This is a genomic window from Phytohabitans sp. LJ34 (genome assembly GCF_052068095.1).
GTDB lineage: Bacteria > Actinomycetota > Actinomycetes > Mycobacteriales > Micromonosporaceae > Phytohabitans.
This window is the reverse complement of record NZ_JBQHDG010000020.1, coordinates 136490-152073: the sequence shown is the minus strand read 5'-3', so window position 1 is coordinate 152073 and position 15584 is coordinate 136490. Positions and strand designations below refer to the sequence as shown.

Below are 15584 nucleotides of genomic sequence, written 5' to 3'. Positions count from 1 at the left end.
CCGCCGCTCCCGCCGGAGACCGCGCAGGCCGGCGGCGAGCTGGCGCTCGCCGAAATCCCCGGCCTCCGCTTGCCACCTCCGCGAGGCAAGACCCACCGCATGACCAACAGCGGACGGGTGAGGCCGCGGGAGCAGCGGTCGGTACCACGACGGACATCGCGGTAGCTCACTGTCTATTTGGAATTGGTTTCTGGATGGTGGTCAGGCCTGGTGGGGTGTCGACGAACATGTCGAGCGCTCGGCTGGTTTCCTTCTGGACCGTCTCGTCCAGGTCGTGGGCGAGGCCGCGCAGGTCGTACCACCACTCGGCGATCGCCATGCGGGCCAGTGACGGGACGAGGTCGCGCGAGCGGCGGTAGAGCCAGGCACTGCCCTGTGTCGCCATCCACCACACGCGGGCGCCCCGGCTCGGCGGCGGGTTGCCGGGCTCGGGGTCGGGGCGGCGGTGTACCGGGCCGCCCCGGGCGACGAGCAGGTCGTAGAACGAGCCGGCCAGCAGCCGGTGGCCGCGCTCGCCGGGGTGCAGGCGGTCGACGCTCCACATGCGAGGCTCGTACGCCTCGGGCAGCAGGTTGAGGTCCAGGTGCACGCCGGGCACGCGGGCCGCGACGGCGTGGGTGACCGCGTTGACCGCGGCGATCCGGCGGGAGATCGGGCGGGCCAGTGGCGCCGGCAGCCCGAAGAGCCGGCCCGGGTCGGGAAAGCAGGCGCTCAGCACGAGCGCGCCGGACCGGTGCAGCGACCCGATCGTGTGGTCCATCGTGTTCCCGATCGCGGATACGTCGAAGCCGCGCCGCAGCGTGTCGTTGACGCCCACCAGCACGGCCGCGACGTCCGGCTTGTGGTCCAGCGCGACCGGCAGCTGGTCGCGCGCGACGTCGGCGGAGAGGGCGCCACTCACGGCCAGGTTGTGAAACGCGACCTGCCCGGGTGGCGCCAGCCCGTCCGCGAGCAGGGCGGCCCAGCCGCGCCAGCTGCCGTCGGGCATCGGGTCGCCGAAGCCCGCCGTCGTGGAGTCGCCGAGGGCGACGAAGGTCAACACACGGAACTCCCCGTGGAAACCGGCGCGCCATGTGCCCGCAGGAAGCCCTCCACCGCGGCGGGCCAGGAGAACTGCTCGGCCCGCGCCCGCGCCGCCGCCCGCCGCTGGTTCTCCGGGCGGTCGAGCAGCCGGAGCACCGCCTCCGCGAAGTCGGCGCCGGTGCCGGCGGCGGCGACGCCCGCCGGGCCGACGACCTCGGGCAGCGCGCTCGCGGCGTTCACGACGACCGGGCTGCCGCACGCCAGCGACTCGAGCGCGGCCAGGCCGAACGTCTCCACCGGCCCAGGGGCCACCACCACGTCGGCGCAGGCGAGCAGGTTGGCCACGTCGTTGCGGTCGGCCACGAAGCCGAGGAAGCGCACCGGCAGCCCGGCGGCCCGCTGCTCGAGCGCCTCGCGCCGCGGCCCGTCACCCACCACGACGAGCACCGCCGGTACGCCCGCGGCGCGCAGCGCGGCCACCGTGTCGACGGCGATCTCCGGGTGCTTCTCGCCGGAGAGGCGGCTGCAATGCACGAGCAGCACCTCGTCGTCGGCCGCGTACCGGGCACGCACGTCGTGGTCGCGCCGGCTCGGGTGAAACGTCTCCAGGTCGACGCCGAGCGGCACCTCGACCAGGTTTTCCACACCCAGCCGGCGAAACTCCGCGGCCGCCCACGCGGTGGTGCAGACGATCCGGTCGTACGCCCGCGCGGTGCGCTTGTTGGCCAGGTCGGCGAAGCCCACCCGGATCGACTCCGGAACGCCCCACACGGTGAGCAGGCCGGCGAGGCTCTCGTGCGACACCATCATCGACGGCACGCCACGGTCGCGGGCCCACCGCCCGGTCCACCGCAGCGTCGAACGGTCCGACACCTCGATGTGGTCCGGCTCCAGCCGGTCGAGCAGCTTGGTCAGCCGCCGCCGGCCGGTGATCAGCAGGCGGTAGCCGCCACTGCCGGGCACCTCCGGCCCGGGCAGCGTGATCACGCGGCCGTGCGGCGTCATCTCGTCGGACATCTCCGGGCCGGGCACGATCATCACCGGCTCGTGGCCCGCCGCGAGGTAGCCCTCGCCCAGGCAGCGAAGGGCGGTGCGGAGGCCGCCGGACCGGGGCATGACGAAGTTCGCCAGCCTGACGATCCTCATGCTGCGACTCGGACGTGGCGGGTGACGCCGGGGCTGGCCAGGATCGACTCGTAGTGAGCGATCAGCTCGTCCCCGACCGCGCTCCAGGTGCGGCCCTCGACGCCCGCGCGGGCGTTGATGCCGTACTGGCGGCGCAGCTCACCGTCGGTCACCAGCTCGGCGACCGCGTCCGCGAGCGCCTCGCCGTCCTCGGGTGGCACCAGCGTGCCGTTGACCCCGGGCGTCACCAGGTCGAGCGGCCCGCCGGCGGACGGGGCGACCACCGGCAGCCCGCTGGCGAGCGCCTCCTGGATCGTCTGGCCGAATGTCTCGTGCGGCCCCGTGTGCGCGAAGACGTCGAAGCTCGCGAAGAGCCGGGCCAGCTGCGCGCCGTGCCGGGTGCCGAGGAAGACCGCCTTCGGCAGCGCCTTCTCCAGGTCGCGCCGGGCCGGCCCGTCGCCGACGATCACCACCCGTACGCCGGGCAGCTCGGAGGTGCGGGCGAGCAGGTCGACCCGCTTTTCCGGGGCGAGCCGGCCGACGTACCCGACGAGAACCTCGCCGTTCGGCGCCAGTGCCTTGCGAACCAGCTCGTGGCGCTTGGCCGGGTCGAACCGCACGACGTCGACGCCCCGCTGCCACAGCCACACCCGCTGGATGCCGTGCGCGACGAGGTCGGCGGCGGAGCGGGTGGAGGGTGCGAGCGTACGGTCGGCGCCGTTGTGGATCGTGCGCATCCACTTCCATACGGCCTGCTCGCCCCACCCGACGTAGGTGCGCGCGTAGGCGGCCACGTCGGTCTGGTACACGGCGAGGCAGGGCATCCGCCGCTGCTGCGCGAGCGCGACACCGCGCGCGCCGAGCAGGAACGGGCAGGCGAGGTGGACCATGTCGGGGGCGTGGGCGACGAGCGCGTCGGTGAGCTTCGGTCCGGGCAGGCCGAGCCGCAGGCTGCGATAGCGCGGCAGTGGCATGCTCGGCACGCGGACCACCGGAAACGGGTGCGCGCCAGTCAGGCCCCGAGTCGACGATGACGGGGCCGGAGCGATGACCAGGGGTGCGTGGCCGCGCCTGACCAAGTGCTCAGCGATGCGGACGACGGAGTGCGCGACGCCGTTGACGTCCGGGGGGAACGACTCCGCGATGATCGCGATACGCATGCGCTCACCGTGGGGTTTGCGCCGGTGCGGGAGGCTACACCCACCTGACGCATCGGCGAACAGTGGTGCAAACTTCAGATCTCGTATCGAGATCCAGGCCTGACGATCTCCAGTGGCCCGGTGAACGCCGCCGAGGCGGCGTCGAGCGTGTCCGCCTCGCTGCCCCACGCGGAAACGAGATGCGTCAGTAATAGCTGGCCAACGCCGGCCTTGGTGGCCACCTCGGCGGCCTCGCGCCCGGTCAGGTGCAGGTCTGGCGGGTTGTCCATGCCATCGAGATAGCTCGCTTCGCACAGGAACAGGTCGGCGCCGAGCGCGAGCCGCAGGAGGGCCTCGCAGGGTGCCGTGTCGGACGAGTACGTGAGCACCCGCCCCTTCGACTCGAGGCGCACGCCGTACGTCTCGACGGGGTGGTTGACCCGGTCGACGGTGACCGTGAACGGCCCGATCGGAAACGTGCCGGGCTGGAGGCCGTAGAACGTGTACACGTCGTCGACCGGCCCTTCGTCCTGGCTGTACGCGGCCGCGATCCGGTCCGGTGCGCCGGCCGGCGCGTACACGGGGATGGGCGGCAGCGGGCCGGACGGGTCGTAGCGGCGGACCACCACGTACGTGCAGGCGTCGAGCATGTGGTCGCAGTGCAGGTGGGTGAGCAGGATCGCGTCGACGGCGTGCAGTCCGGCGTACCGCTGGAGCGCGGTGAGCGAGCCCGAACCGAAGTCGATCAGCAGCCGGAAGTCGTCCTCTTCGACGAGGTACGCCGAACAGGCGGACTCGGGGCCCGGAAAACTGCCGGCGCAGCCCAGCACCGTCAGTCGCATCCCGCGGCTCCGGTTTCACGCTCGGCTATGGAAAGGCCCTCGGCGGTTGGCCCGAAGATCCTTACCGTCGAGTCTGTCACGGTGCGCAGCCTACGCCGTGACCAGGGCGCGACAGAAAGAACTGATACAACATGTCGCCAAGGTGACATCGCCCGTGAGAATCGTGGGTTTCCTGTGGCTCTCCACCATCACCGTTACGCGGAGTGAGACGGGTCCGTTGCACAGGGTGAGCCCCGCCCCACACCCGCGACAGGACGGTAAACCACGTGTCGACCCAGGCTGACGAGTCGAGTTCCGAACGTTCCTTTGTCGAGGGCCTCGGCCTGCGCATCCAGCGCGAAGCCCAGCCGGAGCCCAGCTCGGCGCCGTCCGGCGTGGCCCGCGTCTTCCGCCTGCCCGGCTCCAACGACCCCGCGCCGCCGACCACCAAGCTCGTCGGCATGTGCGCCTGGGCGACCGGCTTGGGCCTGGTGGGCCTGCTTGTGGCGACCCGGGCGGTGCTGCTGCTGTGGCGGGGCAATCCAGCGACCTGGTACGAACCGTCGTTTATCGCCGTGGGCCTGATCGGCATCGGGCTGACGGTGGGCGCGTTTATGTCCATCCAGCGCCGCCGCCTCCCGTGGGTGATGCTGGCCCTCGCCACGATCCCGTTGATCGCCTCGATCGTGCTTACGGTACGCGCGGTCTAGCCCCGCGTGGTGCCCCAGGATTCGCCCGGTCTCCATTGCCGACCTTGCGGTGCAAGCCCGCGGCGCGGCGGCACTGTGGACGGACCCACGAACCCACGCCGCCGCCCGACCGCCTTCCACGACTGGAACACCAGTGCTGTAAAAGCAGCCGGATAACAGCACTGGTGTTCCAGTCATGCGGCCGGGAAGCCCCGGCCTAGGCCCAGAGCTGGCCTTCGAGGGCTTCCTCGGCGTCGGCGAGGGTGCCGCCGTACGCACCGGTGGACAGGTACTTCCACCCCGCGTCGGCGACGACGAACGCCACGTCGGCCCGGCGACCGGCCTTGACCGCCTCGTGTGCCACGGCCAGCGCGGCGTGCAGCACCGCGCCGGTCGAGAAGCCGACGAACAGGCCCTCCACCTCGACGAGCTGGCGGGTGCGCAGCACGGCGTCACGGGTGCCGACCGAGAAGCGGCGGGTCAGCACCGTGGCGTCGTAAAGCTCCGGTACGTACCCTTCGTCGATGTTGCGCAGCCCGTAGACGAGCTCGCCGTATCGCGGCTCGGCGGCCACGATCTCGATGCCTTCGACCTTCTCCCGCAGGTATCGACCGGTGCCCATCAGCGTGCCGGTGGTGCCCAGCCCGGCGACGAAGTGGGTGACGGACGGCAGGTCACGCAGCAGCTCCGGGCCGGTGGTCTCGTAGTGGGCGCGGGCGTTGGCCTCGTTGCCGTACTGGAAGAGCATCACCCAGTCGGGGTGCTCGGCGGAGATCTGCTTGGCCGTCGCCACCGCCTGGTTGGAACCGCCCGCCGCGGGCGAGAAGATGATCTCGGCGCCGTACATGCGGAGCAGCTGGACCCGCTCGGTGGAGACGTTTTCCGGCATCACGCAGACCAGCCGGTAGCCGCGCAACTTGGCCACCATGGCCAGCGAGATGCCGGTGTTGCCGCTGGTCGGCTCAAGGATCGTGTCGCCCGGCCGGAGGCGGCCGGACTCTTCGGCGGCGCGCACCATGAAGAGCGCCGCCCGGTCCTTGACCGAGCCGGTCGGGTTGCGATCTTCGAGCTTGGCCCAGAGGCGCACCGGTGGCGCCCCTTCGGGCACCACCGGCGACAGCCGGGGCAGGCCGACCAGCGGCGTGCCCCCGCAAGCGTCGAGCAGGCTGTCGTATCGCGCCATGGCGCGCCGCCTAGAGGCGGTTGCCGAGGATCGCGGCGGCGGCCGCGAACCCGAACGCGCCGCCGGCCACGGCCGGCAGGATCGTCACGGTGTCGCCGTCGGAGAGCTTGGTGTCGAGCGCGCCGAGGAAACGGACGTCCTCGTCGTTGACGTACACATTGACGAACCTGTGCAGGCTGCCCTCTTCGGTGACGAGCCGGCCACGCAGGCCGGAGTGGCGCGCGTCAAGGTCGGACAGGAGATCGCTGAGCGTGTCTCCACTGCCCTCGACGACCTTCGCGCCGCCGGTGTAATTGCGCAGGATGGTGGGGATGCGAACCTCGATGGCCATGACAGAAACTCCTCGGAGAAAGATCGACAACGGCTTTAACGGCGCGAGTGCTCAGCGGCCGGAACACTCGTAGTCGACCGTCGCCGGGCTCTGCCCGAACATGTAGGTCTGGACGGCGTGCGGATCCACGGTCGCATCAACGATCCGGACCGGCTCCTCGGTTACGGCGCCGTCCACGATGCGGAACGACCGGATCTCTTCGACGGCCGGATCGCGCGTGGAGACCAGCAGGTAGTGCGCCTCGGGCCAGCCTGCGATGGAGGCGTCGCTGCGGGACGGGTAGGCCTCCGTGGCGGTGTGCGAGTGGTAGATCACCACCGCCTCCTCGTCACGGTCGTCCATCTCCCGCCACACCCGCAGATACTCCATCGAGTCGAACTCGTAGAACGTCATCGAGCGCGCCGCGTTTTGCATCGGGATGTGCCGGACCGGCTTGTCGCTGCCCACCGGGCCGGCGACGACGCCGCACGCCTCATCCGGGTGATCCCGGCGGGCGTGGGCGAAGATCGCGTCGACGATCGCCCGGTCGATGGTCAGCACGGCGTACAGCTTACCTTGTAGCCCGCTGGTCACCCGGTGAGCTGTGCTTGGCGCAACAGCGCCGACGCGGGCGGGCTGGCCGGGCGGCCGCCGGGCAGTGCCACCGAGACCCGCCACGTGTACGCCGAGGCGCCGGTCAGCGGCACCGCGCGCACCTGCGTGGGGCGCTTGCGGGCGATCGGGCGGGGCACGACCGCCACGCCCAGCCCGGCGCCGACGAAGTCGAGCAGGCTGTGCACGTCGTTGACCTCCACCGCCACGCGCCGGGACAGCCGCCGGTCGGCGCACTCCTCCTCGGTCAGCTCGCGGGCGCCGAAGCCGCGATGGAAGTCGACGAAGATCTCTTTCTCCAGCTCATCCCAGTCGACCGCCGCGCTGTCGGCGAAGCGGTGCGCCGGGTGGCAGACCACCATCATCGGCTCTGCCGCGAGCGGGATCAGGTCGAGCTGCTCGGGCGGCTTGGCGTCGGTGGCGACGAAAGCCATGTCGAGGCGGCCGGACCGCAGCTCGGCGCAGAGGTCGGCGGAGGCGCCCTGGCGCAGCATGATCTCGACGTTGGGGTGCCGGTCGCGGAAGTCGGCCAGCAGCCGCGCCACGTCGACGACGCCCAGGCACTGCTCGGCGCCGACCGCGAGCGTGCCCCGCAGCAGCCCCTTGACCGCGGCGACCGCCTGGCGGGCCGCGTCGGCACTGGCGAGCGTGCGCCGCGCCTCGGCCAGCAGCGCCCGGCCCGCCTCGGTCAGCTCGACCCGCCGCGTCGACCGGACGAACAGCGGCGCGCCAAGCTCCCGCTCCAGCGAGCGGATCGACGCGGAGAGCCCGGACTGGGCCACCCGCATCCGCTCCGCCGCCCGGGTGAAGTGCTGCTCCTCGGCGACGGCGACGAAGTACTCCAGGTGCCTCAACTCCACGATTCAGCAGTCTATGCGCTCAATCTCAGCAGTTTCTTCTGTTGGATCGGGGGCGCGAGCGGGTCCAGGGTGGTTGCCATGGAGTTTCGCCGCATCGGAGATGTCGAGGTAAGCGCGATCGGGCTCGGCGGCATGCCGATGTCCATCGAGGGCCGGCCCGACGAGGAGCGTTCCGTCCGCACGATCCACGCCGCGCTGGACGCCGGCGTCAACCTGATCGACACCGCGGACGCCTACCACCTGTACGCCAACGACGTCGGCCACAACGAGACGCTGATCGCCCGCGCGCTGGCCAGCTACGGCGGCGACACGTCAGGCGTGGTGGTCGCCACCAAGGGCGGCCACCTGCGGCCGGGCGACGGCAGCTGGACGCTCGACGGCTCGCCGGAGTACCTCAAGGAAGCCTGCGAGGCGTCGCTCAAGCGGCTGGGCGTCGAGGCGATAGGCCTGTACCAGTTCCACCGTCCGGATCCGCGCACGCCCTACGAGGACTCGGTCGGCGCCATCCGCGACCTGCTCGACGCCGGCAAGATCCGCATGGCCGGCATCTCGAACGCCAACCCGCAGCAGATCCGGCTCTCCCAGGAGATCCTCGGCGGCCGGCTGGTCTCGGTGCAAAACCAGTTCTCCCCCGCGTACCGCTTCTCGGAGCCGGAGTTGGAACTCTGCGACGAGCTGGGCATCGCATTCCTGCCCTGGTCACCGCTGGGCGGCATCGCCCAGGCCGGCGACCTGGGCAGCCGGTTCGCGCCGTTCGCGGAGGTGGCCGCCGCGCACGGGGTCAGCCCGCAGCGCGTGTGCCTCGCCTGGATGCTGGCGAAGTCGCCGGTCGTCATCCCGATCCCCGGCGCCAGCCGCCCGGCGAGCATCCAGGACTCGGTGGCCGCCGTCGACCTCGAGCTCACCCCCGAGGAGCTGACGCTCCTCAGTCGGTGAGGGCGTTGAGCAGGGATTCCTGGAGGTAGCCGAGGTAGGCGTACACCGAGAGCTGGAAGACGCGGGACGAGGTCGGGTCGCGGAGGACGGCCTCGTCCAGCTCTTCGCCCAGGTCGGTCTCGGCCTTGATCTCCAGCCGCACGCCCATCGCGAGCCGGGCGTCGTTGAGCGCGCGGAGCCAGGCTTCGGCGGTGTCCCAGTCGAGGCGCACCTCGCCGCCGCCGTCGGAGGGGAGCACGGCCAGGATCGCGCCGGCCTGGTCGATCTTGCTGGTCTTGAGGTCACCCTCGGTGTAGCGCCGGAACTCGGCCGAATTGTGCGGATCTTCGGGATAGATGTCCGGGAAGAGCCGCTCGACCACCGGGTCCTCGTGGTCGAAGCCCTCGCTCAGCAGGCCGACCACCTCCGAGGCCACCTTGCGCAGCACCCGCACCTCGTCCGCGGCGAACGAGGCGACGCAGTGCTCTCCATACCGGCGGAACATACTCACGAGAATGGAAGCCCCTTCAGGCTTGGTCGACCGTGGCCCACAAGCCGTACGCGTGCAGCTGGGAGGCGTCGTGCTCCATCCTCTCCCGGGCACCGCTCGACACCACGGCCTTTCCCTTGTGGTGCACGTCGAGCATCAGCTTTTCGGCCTTGTCCTTGCTGTAGCCGAACAGCTTCTGGAAGACCCAGGTGACGTACGACATCAGGTTGACGGGATCGTCCCACACGATCGTCACCCATGCCCGGTCCGCGACCGGCACCTCGTCAATGTCCGGAGTCTCGACCGGCGCAACCTGTGGAGCCGCCATGCCCCCCATCGTGCCACCGCAATCGCGGAACCGAGGAACTCCAACGTCCCGCTTTGGGGCGAATGAGTGGTTTAACTACTCAAGCCAGTAGGATCCCGTGGTCGACGGCCTCGGTCAGCAGAGCGCTCAGCGACCTCCGCACGGCCTCGAAGCGGCGCGACACCTCGGCGAGCAGCTCCAGCTCCACACCGCGCACGGCCTGCTGCAACCAGCTGCGGGTGTGTCCCGGGTCGGACCGCTCGGGCGCGGCCCAGTACTGGTAGCAGGCACCGGAGAGCCCGACGCCGAGTGGCGGCAGCACGGCGCGGTCGGCCTCCTCCCGGTACGCGGCGAGCGCGGTCACCGCACCGGTGCCGGTAATCGTGGCGACACCGCCGGTGCTGGTGACCAGCAGGACCCGGGCCGGATCGGACGCACCGCCCTCGGCGGCGACCTCCCGCCGCACGGCGAGCGCCACCCGGCGGCGTACCCCCTCGGGCGGGATCCCGCCGAGCACCTGGGTGAGGGCGTCGTCGAGGATGCGGTCGACGGCGGCGTCGCATTCGGCCACGGCCCGCAGCGATACCGCGTGCATCTCGCGGTCGAGCGCGTCGGGCAGGCCGGCCGAGCCGACTCCGAAGACAATTTCCTGCACCCCCCGCAGGTGCACGTTGGCGAGCTCGATGGCGAGCCGCTGCCGGACGGTGTGCGCGGCCGAAACGCAGGCCCGGTCGAGCCGCTCGGCCCACCCGGACTCGTGGGCGCCGCCGGTCACCCGCACGGTGCCGTAGGCGCCGGGCAGCATCGGCGGGTTGGCGCTGGCCCGGGCCAGCGCCTCCGCACCCGCCCACTCGACCAGCGCGCGCCGGAGCCGTGCGACGTCGGCCATGTCGGGACCGACGTCGAAGACCCGGCCTTCGACCTCCTCGCCGGGCACCGCGCGAAAGACCGCCGCGCCGGACTCGGCCACGCGGGTGACAAGATCCGACTCGTCGTCTCCGGCGTAGACCATGGCGCCGGCGCGGCGGACCACGTCGAGCAGGATCCGGCCGCCGGCCATGTCCAGTGTGGACATATCGGGCGCGCGGATCAGCGTGAAGTGCCGCAGCAGCGGGTCGGGCAGCGAGAGCTCCACCCGCCGCGGCGGCCGGACGAAACCGCCCGATCTGGGCCCCGCCAGGTCGTACGGCTGGGGCAGCCGGGCACCCGGCACGTACGCCCAGGCCGCCACCCGGAGCCCCGGCCGCACCACGAGATAGGCGCCCTCGGGAAGGTCTGGCGCCGGGCCGGACGCGCCGAGCAGCGCGTCGAGAAGGAGGCCGCGCCCACTCCCGGCCACCACCACCGCTGTCGGCTCGTCCGGCACGGACTGCACCGGGTCGACACGGAGCCGGATCCCGCGCCGACCCTCGGCGCCCGGCTCGGCCCCCACCGAGTCCACCACGCCAACCGCTGCCGCCATCTACGCCTCCCAGGACGCCGCCTCATCCGCGCATCGGAACGCTATTGGTCCGCGGTGGCGCATGGCAGCCCGGCCGCTACTCAGCGCTGACCACTCCGCTACTCAAGTTGGCACATCCGGCGGTCCGCGTGTCATGAGGAGGCTCTATATGCTCCGCGAGTGGGCCCGTGGCACTTCGTCGGCCGAGCCGATGAGCTGCGCCGCATCGTCGCCTCGGCCACGAGTGGTGGCCGCCGCGGCCTCATCCTGAGCGGCACGGCCGGCATCGGCAAGACCCGGCTGCTGCGTGAGGCGGTCAGCGTCCTGCCCCCCGAGCGATACGCGGTCTGGAATGCCACGGCCAATATCGCGGTGGCCGGGCTGCCGTTCGGCGGGCTGGCGCAGGTGCTCCCCGGCGACCAGCCGGTCGGTGTGTCGCCGGCCGGGCTGCTGCGGTGGGCCGTCGACTCGCTGCACCGCGAGGCCGCGGGCCGTCCGATGGTGCTCGCGATCGACGACGCGCACCTGCTCGACCCCTCGTCCGCCGCGCTTGTCTACCTTGTCGCCCGCGACGCGCACGCCACCGTGCTGGGCACGCTGCGCACCGGCGAGCAGGTGCCGCTGCCGGTTCGTGCACTGTGGACCGACGACCTCGTCGACCACGACGAGCTGGCCCCGCTCTCCGCGGCCGACACCCATGCGCTGCTTGTCGAGATGCTCGGCGGCCCGGTCGACACGGCCTCCGCCGACCGCCTGTGGCGCCTCTCGGCGGGAAACCCGCTGCTGCTGCGCGAGCTCGTGATCGCCGCCGCGACCGGTGACGAGCTGACCCGGCCGTACGGGGTGTGGCGCTGGACCGGCGAGTTCGACCTCGCGCCCCGCCTCACCGACCTGATCGACGCGCGCATCGGCGACCTCAGCGACGACGTGCGGGAGGCGATCGAGCTCGTCGCGTTCGGCGAGCCGATCGGGCTGTCGCTGCTGATCGAGGCGGCCGGCGAGGCGCCAGTGGAGAGCGCGGAGGAGCGCGGGCTCATCCGCGTCGCCGCGAGCGACCGCCGCCACCATGTCCGGTTGGCCCACCCGCTCTACGGCGAAGTGGTGCGCCAGCGCTGCCCGGTCACCCGGGCCATGCGGCTCAAGGCCCGCCTCGCCACGCTCGTCGAGGGAGCCGGCATCCGCCGCCGTGACGACCTCCTCCGGGTGGCGGAGTGGCGGCTCGACTCCGGCACGGCCACCGATCCGGCGATGCTGCTCCAGGCGGGCGCGCAGGCGTTCAGCCGATACAACATGCACCTCGGCGCCCGCCTCACCCGGGCCGCGCTCGACACGGGTGGCGGGTTCGACGCGGCCGACCTGCTGGCCGCGATCCTGATGTTCATGGATCGGCCCGAGGAGGCGCTCCCCATCCTCGAGTCGGTGCGCGACGAGATCGACTCCGACCAGCGGCGCAGCCGGTGGCTGGTGGTGCGCGGGCTGGTCTCCTACTGGGGGCTCGGCCTTGAGTCCGCTGTGGACCAGATCGCCGCGGACGCCGCGACCGTCGCCGATCCCGGTTTCCGGGCCCGCGTGCACTCGTTCGAGGCGATCATGCGGATGCACCGGCTCGAGACCGAAACGGCCTGCCGGCTGTCACAGTCGATCGTGGACAGTCCGACCGCACCGGCCTCCGCGCACGCGCTGGCCCAGTGCGTGCTCGCCCACGCCTACGCCGTGCGCGGCCAGCTCGCCGAGAGCGCCCGCGTCACCGACCAGGTGCAGGCCGACGCGCCGCGGTGGCAGACCGAGATGCCATACCTCCAGCTCGCCCTGGAGCTGGCCCGGGGCACCCGCCTCGCGCTCGCCGGCGACGTGGCCGGCATCGACGCGATCGTGGCCGACGAGTTCGCCGACCTGGCCGACGCGGGCGACTTCCGGCTCGGCTCCGGCTACATGTCCGTGGTGCGCGCCCAGGCGGCCCGGCTCCGCGGTCGCACCGGCGAGGCGCTTCGCGGCAGCCTCCAGGCCTGCGCCGTCCTCGCCGGCAGCCGGGTCTTCGCCGGCCTCGCCCACGCCGAGCGGGCGCACGCGGCGGCCCTGCTCGGCGAGGCAGACGAGGCGAAGGCGGCGATGGCCGACTCCGACCAGACCCACCGCCCCGGCATGGCCGTCCTCTACCCGTGGCGGGAGCAGGCCCGCGCCTGGGTGGCGGCCTGCGGAGGCGAGGTCGAGCGGGCGATCGAGAGGCTGGTCACGCTCGTCGAGCGGCTGCGCGGCGACGGCTTCGCCGCCCACGAGGCGCTGATCCTGCACGATCTGGTGCGGCTGGGCTGTGCCAACCTGCCGGTCGGCGGGCCGCAAACCGTCGCCGAGCGGCTCGCCGAGCTGACCGCCGTGGTCGACGGCCCGCTCACCGCCCTCCTGGCCCGGCACGCGGCCGCCGCCGGCGACGGCACCGAGCTGCTGGCGGTGGCCGACGCGTTCGCCGAGCGGGGCCTGCTCCTCCTCGCCGCCGACGCGGCCGCGATGGCGGTCGTGCGGCTGCGGGCCGCCAACGGCGCCGAGCGGTCCGAGGCGAGCGCCCGCCTGGGCGACCTGCTCGCCCGCTGCGACACCCTCCGCACGCCCGCGCTCCGGGCGGCGCGCCCCGCGCTCACCGAGCGAGAGCGGCAGATCGCCCGCCTCGCGGCGGCCGGCGTCGCCAGCAAGCAGATCGCCGACCAGCTCTTTCTCTCCACCCGCACGATCGAAAACCATCTTCAACGGGTGTACGGGAAACTTGGCGTCACCAACCGGAGCGAGCTGGCTCACGCCCTGCGAGCGGTGCCGGAGCCATAGGCTGTGTGGCGTGACCGCCCTGCTGACCGACCACTACGAGCTGACGATGCTCAGCGCCGCGCTCAAGGACGGCACCGCCGCCCGCCGGTGCGTCTTCGAGGTCTTCGCCCGCCGCCTACCGACCGGCCGCCGCTACGGCGTGGTCGCCGGCACCGGCAGGCTCGTCGACCTGGTGCGCGACTTCCGGTTCACGGAGGCCGAGATCGACCACCTGCGCAGCCGCGGCGTGGTCGACGAAGAGACCGCCGCGTGGCTGTCGGCCTACCGCTTCTCGGGCGACATCGAGGGGTACGCGGAGGGTGAGCTCTACTTTCCCGGCTCGCCGATCTTGACCGTCACCGGCACGTTCGCCGAGTGCGTGCTGCTGGAGACGCTCATCCTCTCGGTGCTCAACCACGACAGCGCGATCGCCGCGGCCGCCGCCCGCATGGTCACCGCCGCCCGGGGCCGATCGGTGATCGAGATGGGTTCGCGCCGCACCCACGAGGAGGCCGCGGTCGCCGCCGCGCGGTCCGCGTACCTGGCCGGGTTCGAGTACACGTCCAACCTCGAGGCCGGCTTCCGGTACGGCATCCCCACCGCGGGCACGGCCGCGCACGCGTTCACGCTGCTGCACGACGACGAGCCGACCGCCTTCGCCTCCCAGATCGAGGCGCTGGGCAAGGACACGACGCTGCTCGTCGACACGTACGACATCAGCCAGGGCATCCGCAACGCGATCGCGGTCGCCGGCCCGGAGCTGCGCGCCATCCGCCTCGACTCGGGCGACCTTTCGGTGCTCGCTCAGCAGTCCCGCGACCTGCTCAACTCGCTGGGCGCCACCGAGACGAAGATCATCGTCTCCGGCGACCTCGACGAGTACGCGATCGCCGCGCTCGCCGCCGAGCCGGTCGACATGTACGGCGCCGGCACCGCGGTCGTGGTCGGCTCCGGCGCGCCCACGGCCGGCCTTGTGTACAAGCTCGTCGAGGTCGAGGGGCGCCCGGTGGTCAAACGCTCGGAAAACAAGGCCACGGTCGGCGGCCGCAAGACGGCGGTGCGGCGCCACAAGCCGACCGGCACCGCCACCGAGGAGATCGTGGTGACCCAGGGCGTGCCCGACCGCCATCTGGGCGACCGCCTGCTCCAGCACCAGTACGTCGCCGGTGGCGAGCCCATGGGCCTGCCCACGCTGGCCGAGTCGCGTGCCCACCTGCGCCAATGCCTGATCTCGATCCCGTGGGAGGGCCTCAAGCTCTCCGCGGGAGACCCCGCCGTCCCCGTCACGATCGTTCCCGCTTCCTAGGAGCCCTTCATGACTCGTGCGTTGATCATCGTGGACGTCCAGAACGACTTCTGCGAAGGCGGCTCGCTCGCCGTCGACGGCGGCGCGGCCGTGGCCGCCGGCATCTCCGGCGCGCTGACCAACGGCCCGTGGGACCACGTGGTGGCGACGAAGGACTACCACATCGACCCCGGCGCCCACTTCGGCAGCCCGCCCGACTACGTCGACTCGTGGCCGCGCCACTGCGTCGTGGGCACGGCCGGCGCCGACTTCCACCCGGCCCTGGCGACGGGCCGCATCGACGCGGTTTTCCACAAGGGCGAACACGCCGCGGCCTACTCCGGCTTCGAGGGCCACGACGACGAGGGCACCGGCCTCGCCGACTGGCTCCGCGCCCGCGACGTGACACAGGTCGACGTGGTCGGCATCGCCACGGACCACTGCGTACGGGCGACCGCCGTAGACGCCGCCCGCGAGGGCTTCGACACGACAGTGCTGGTCGACCTGACCGCAGGCGTGGCACCGGCGACGACGGAGGCCGCTCTCCGCGAGATGAAGGCCGCCGGCGTCACCCTCACCCCTTGAGGT

General features: G+C 72.2%; 16 protein-coding genes. 5 read left to right on the top strand and 11 right to left on the bottom strand.

Features of this window, described 5'->3' with window-relative positions; translation table 11 throughout:
• Nucleotides 1-166 precede the first annotated feature (166 nt).
• The 4 genes from ACTMTJ_RS32100 to ACTMTJ_RS32085 all read right to left on the bottom strand — a co-directional run bounded on the left by ACTMTJ_RS32100 (nucleotide 167) and on the right by ACTMTJ_RS32085 (nucleotide 4129).
• Nucleotides 167-1042, bottom strand: a complete 876-nt coding sequence (locus ACTMTJ_RS32100) for an SGNH/GDSL hydrolase family protein (protein WP_441222394.1) — start codon at nucleotides 1040-1042, stop codon at nucleotides 167-169.
• Complete coding sequence (locus ACTMTJ_RS32095) at nucleotides 1036-2169, bottom strand: glycosyltransferase (protein ID WP_441222393.1); 1134 nt, start codon at nucleotides 2167-2169, stop codon at nucleotides 1036-1038. The genes ACTMTJ_RS32100 and ACTMTJ_RS32095 overlap by 7 nt, the downstream gene beginning before the upstream one ends.
• Complete coding sequence (locus ACTMTJ_RS32090; RefSeq protein ID WP_441222392.1) at nucleotides 2166-3308, bottom strand: glycosyltransferase family 4 protein; 1143 nt, start codon at nucleotides 3306-3308, stop codon at nucleotides 2166-2168. The genes ACTMTJ_RS32095 and ACTMTJ_RS32090 overlap by 4 nt, the downstream gene beginning before the upstream one ends.
• A gap of 74 nt (nucleotides 3309-3382) precedes the next feature.
• Entirely contained in the window at nucleotides 3383-4129 is a 747-nt protein-coding gene (locus tag ACTMTJ_RS32085; protein WP_441222391.1) for an MBL fold metallo-hydrolase, read from the bottom strand.
• A 266-nt stretch (nucleotides 4130-4395) separates the two neighbouring features.
• Between ACTMTJ_RS32085 and ACTMTJ_RS32080 the strand changes: the two genes are divergently transcribed.
• Complete coding sequence (locus ACTMTJ_RS32080) at nucleotides 4396-4818, top strand: hypothetical protein (RefSeq protein WP_441222390.1); 423 nt, start codon at nucleotides 4396-4398, stop codon at nucleotides 4816-4818.
• 196 nt (nucleotides 4819-5014) lie between these two features.
• Here ACTMTJ_RS32080 and ACTMTJ_RS32075 read toward each other — a convergent pair whose 3' ends face one another.
• Genes ACTMTJ_RS32075 through ACTMTJ_RS32060 form a run of 4 tightly spaced genes read right to left on the bottom strand, consistent with a single transcriptional unit; the run spans nucleotide 5015 to nucleotide 7762 of the window.
• On the bottom strand, nucleotides 5015-5980 hold the full coding sequence (locus ACTMTJ_RS32075) for a PLP-dependent cysteine synthase family protein (RefSeq protein WP_441222389.1): 966 nt from the start codon (nucleotides 5978-5980) through the stop codon (nucleotides 5015-5017).
• A 10-nt stretch (nucleotides 5981-5990) separates the two neighbouring features.
• The gene (locus tag ACTMTJ_RS32070; RefSeq protein WP_441222388.1) at nucleotides 5991-6311 is read right to left on the bottom strand and encodes a MoaD family protein; all 321 of its coding nucleotides are present in this window, start codon (nucleotides 6309-6311) and stop codon (nucleotides 5991-5993) included.
• A gap of 51 nt (nucleotides 6312-6362) precedes the next feature.
• The gene (locus tag ACTMTJ_RS32065) at nucleotides 6363-6851 is read right to left on the bottom strand and encodes a Mov34/MPN/PAD-1 family protein (RefSeq protein WP_441222387.1); all 489 of its coding nucleotides are present in this window, start codon (nucleotides 6849-6851) and stop codon (nucleotides 6363-6365) included.
• Between the two features lie 29 nt (nucleotides 6852-6880).
• Complete coding sequence (locus tag ACTMTJ_RS32060; protein ID WP_441222386.1) at nucleotides 6881-7762, bottom strand: LysR family transcriptional regulator; 882 nt, start codon at nucleotides 7760-7762, stop codon at nucleotides 6881-6883.
• A 78-nt stretch (nucleotides 7763-7840) separates the two neighbouring features.
• On the opposite strand from ACTMTJ_RS32060, the gene ACTMTJ_RS32055 reads away from it, so the two are divergent.
• Complete coding sequence (locus tag ACTMTJ_RS32055; RefSeq protein ID WP_441222385.1) at nucleotides 7841-8698, top strand: aldo/keto reductase; 858 nt, start codon at nucleotides 7841-7843, stop codon at nucleotides 8696-8698.
• Here ACTMTJ_RS32055 and ACTMTJ_RS32050 read toward each other — a convergent pair.
• The 3 genes from ACTMTJ_RS32050 to ACTMTJ_RS32040 form a co-directional block, all read right to left on the bottom strand.
• A complete protein-coding gene (locus ACTMTJ_RS32050; protein ID WP_441222384.1) occupies nucleotides 8688-9182 on the bottom strand; it encodes a DUF2017 domain-containing protein in 495 nt (164 codons plus the stop codon). The genes ACTMTJ_RS32055 and ACTMTJ_RS32050 overlap by 11 nt on opposite strands.
• A 22-nt stretch (nucleotides 9183-9204) precedes the next feature.
• Nucleotides 9205-9495, bottom strand: coding sequence for an ATP-dependent Clp protease adapter ClpS (gene clpS, locus ACTMTJ_RS32045; RefSeq protein ID WP_173039686.1), 291 nt, complete (start codon nucleotides 9493-9495; stop codon nucleotides 9205-9207).
• A 79-nt stretch (nucleotides 9496-9574) separates the two neighbouring features.
• The gene (locus ACTMTJ_RS32040; RefSeq protein ID WP_441222383.1) at nucleotides 9575-10936 is read right to left on the bottom strand and encodes a hypothetical protein; all 1362 of its coding nucleotides are present in this window, start codon (nucleotides 10934-10936) and stop codon (nucleotides 9575-9577) included.
• A 159-nt stretch (nucleotides 10937-11095) separates the two neighbouring features.
• Here ACTMTJ_RS32040 and ACTMTJ_RS32035 point away from each other — a divergent pair, with 159 nt between their 5' ends.
• Genes ACTMTJ_RS32035 through ACTMTJ_RS32025 form a run of 3 tightly spaced genes read left to right on the top strand, consistent with a single transcriptional unit; the run spans nucleotide 11096 to nucleotide 15581 of the window.
• Nucleotides 11096-13732, top strand: coding sequence for a LuxR C-terminal-related transcriptional regulator (locus ACTMTJ_RS32035; protein ID WP_441222382.1), 2637 nt, complete (start codon nucleotides 11096-11098; stop codon nucleotides 13730-13732).
• Between the two features lie 10 nt (nucleotides 13733-13742).
• Nucleotides 13743-15017, top strand: coding sequence for a nicotinate phosphoribosyltransferase (locus tag ACTMTJ_RS32030; RefSeq protein ID WP_441222381.1), 1275 nt, complete (start codon nucleotides 13743-13745; stop codon nucleotides 15015-15017).
• 9 nt (nucleotides 15018-15026) lie between these two features.
• The gene (locus ACTMTJ_RS32025) at nucleotides 15027-15581 is read left to right on the top strand and encodes an isochorismatase family protein (protein ID WP_441222380.1); all 555 of its coding nucleotides are present in this window, start codon (nucleotides 15027-15029) and stop codon (nucleotides 15579-15581) included.
• Nucleotides 15582-15584: the final 3 nt, after the last annotated feature.

What these genes read in the sequence shown, in the direction of transcription:
- ACTMTJ_RS32095 (WP_441222393.1), bottom strand. Translation starts at nt 2,169, where the DNA reads ATGAGGATCGTCAGGCTGGCGAACTTCGTCATGCCCCGGTCCGGCGGC.
- ACTMTJ_RS32090 (WP_441222392.1), bottom strand. Translation starts at nt 3,308, where the DNA reads ATGCGTATCGCGATCATCGCGGAGTCGTTCCCCCCGGACGTCAACGGC.
- ACTMTJ_RS32085 (WP_441222391.1), bottom strand. Translation starts at nt 4,129, where the DNA reads ATGCGACTGACGGTGCTGGGCTGCGCCGGCAGTTTTCCGGGCCCCGAG.
- ACTMTJ_RS32075 (WP_441222389.1), bottom strand. Translation starts at nt 5,980, where the DNA reads ATGGCGCGATACGACAGCCTGCTCGACGCTTGCGGGGGCACGCCGCTG.
- ACTMTJ_RS32070 (WP_441222388.1), bottom strand. Translation starts at nt 6,311, where the DNA reads ATGGCCATCGAGGTTCGCATCCCCACCATCCTGCGCAATTACACCGGC.
- ACTMTJ_RS32055 (WP_441222385.1), top strand. Translation starts at nt 7,841, where the DNA reads ATGGAGTTTCGCCGCATCGGAGATGTCGAGGTAAGCGCGATCGGGCTC.
- ACTMTJ_RS32050 (WP_441222384.1), bottom strand. Translation starts at nt 9,182, where the DNA reads ATGTTCCGCCGGTATGGAGAGCACTGCGTCGCCTCGTTCGCCGCGGAC.
- clpS (WP_173039686.1), bottom strand. Translation starts at nt 9,495, where the DNA reads ATGGCGGCTCCACAGGTTGCGCCGGTCGAGACTCCGGACATTGACGAG.
- ACTMTJ_RS32040 (WP_441222383.1), bottom strand. Translation starts at nt 10,936, where the DNA reads ATGGCGGCAGCGGTTGGCGTGGTGGACTCGGTGGGGGCCGAGCCGGGC.
- ACTMTJ_RS32025 (WP_441222380.1), top strand. Translation starts at nt 15,027, where the DNA reads ATGACTCGTGCGTTGATCATCGTGGACGTCCAGAACGACTTCTGCGAA.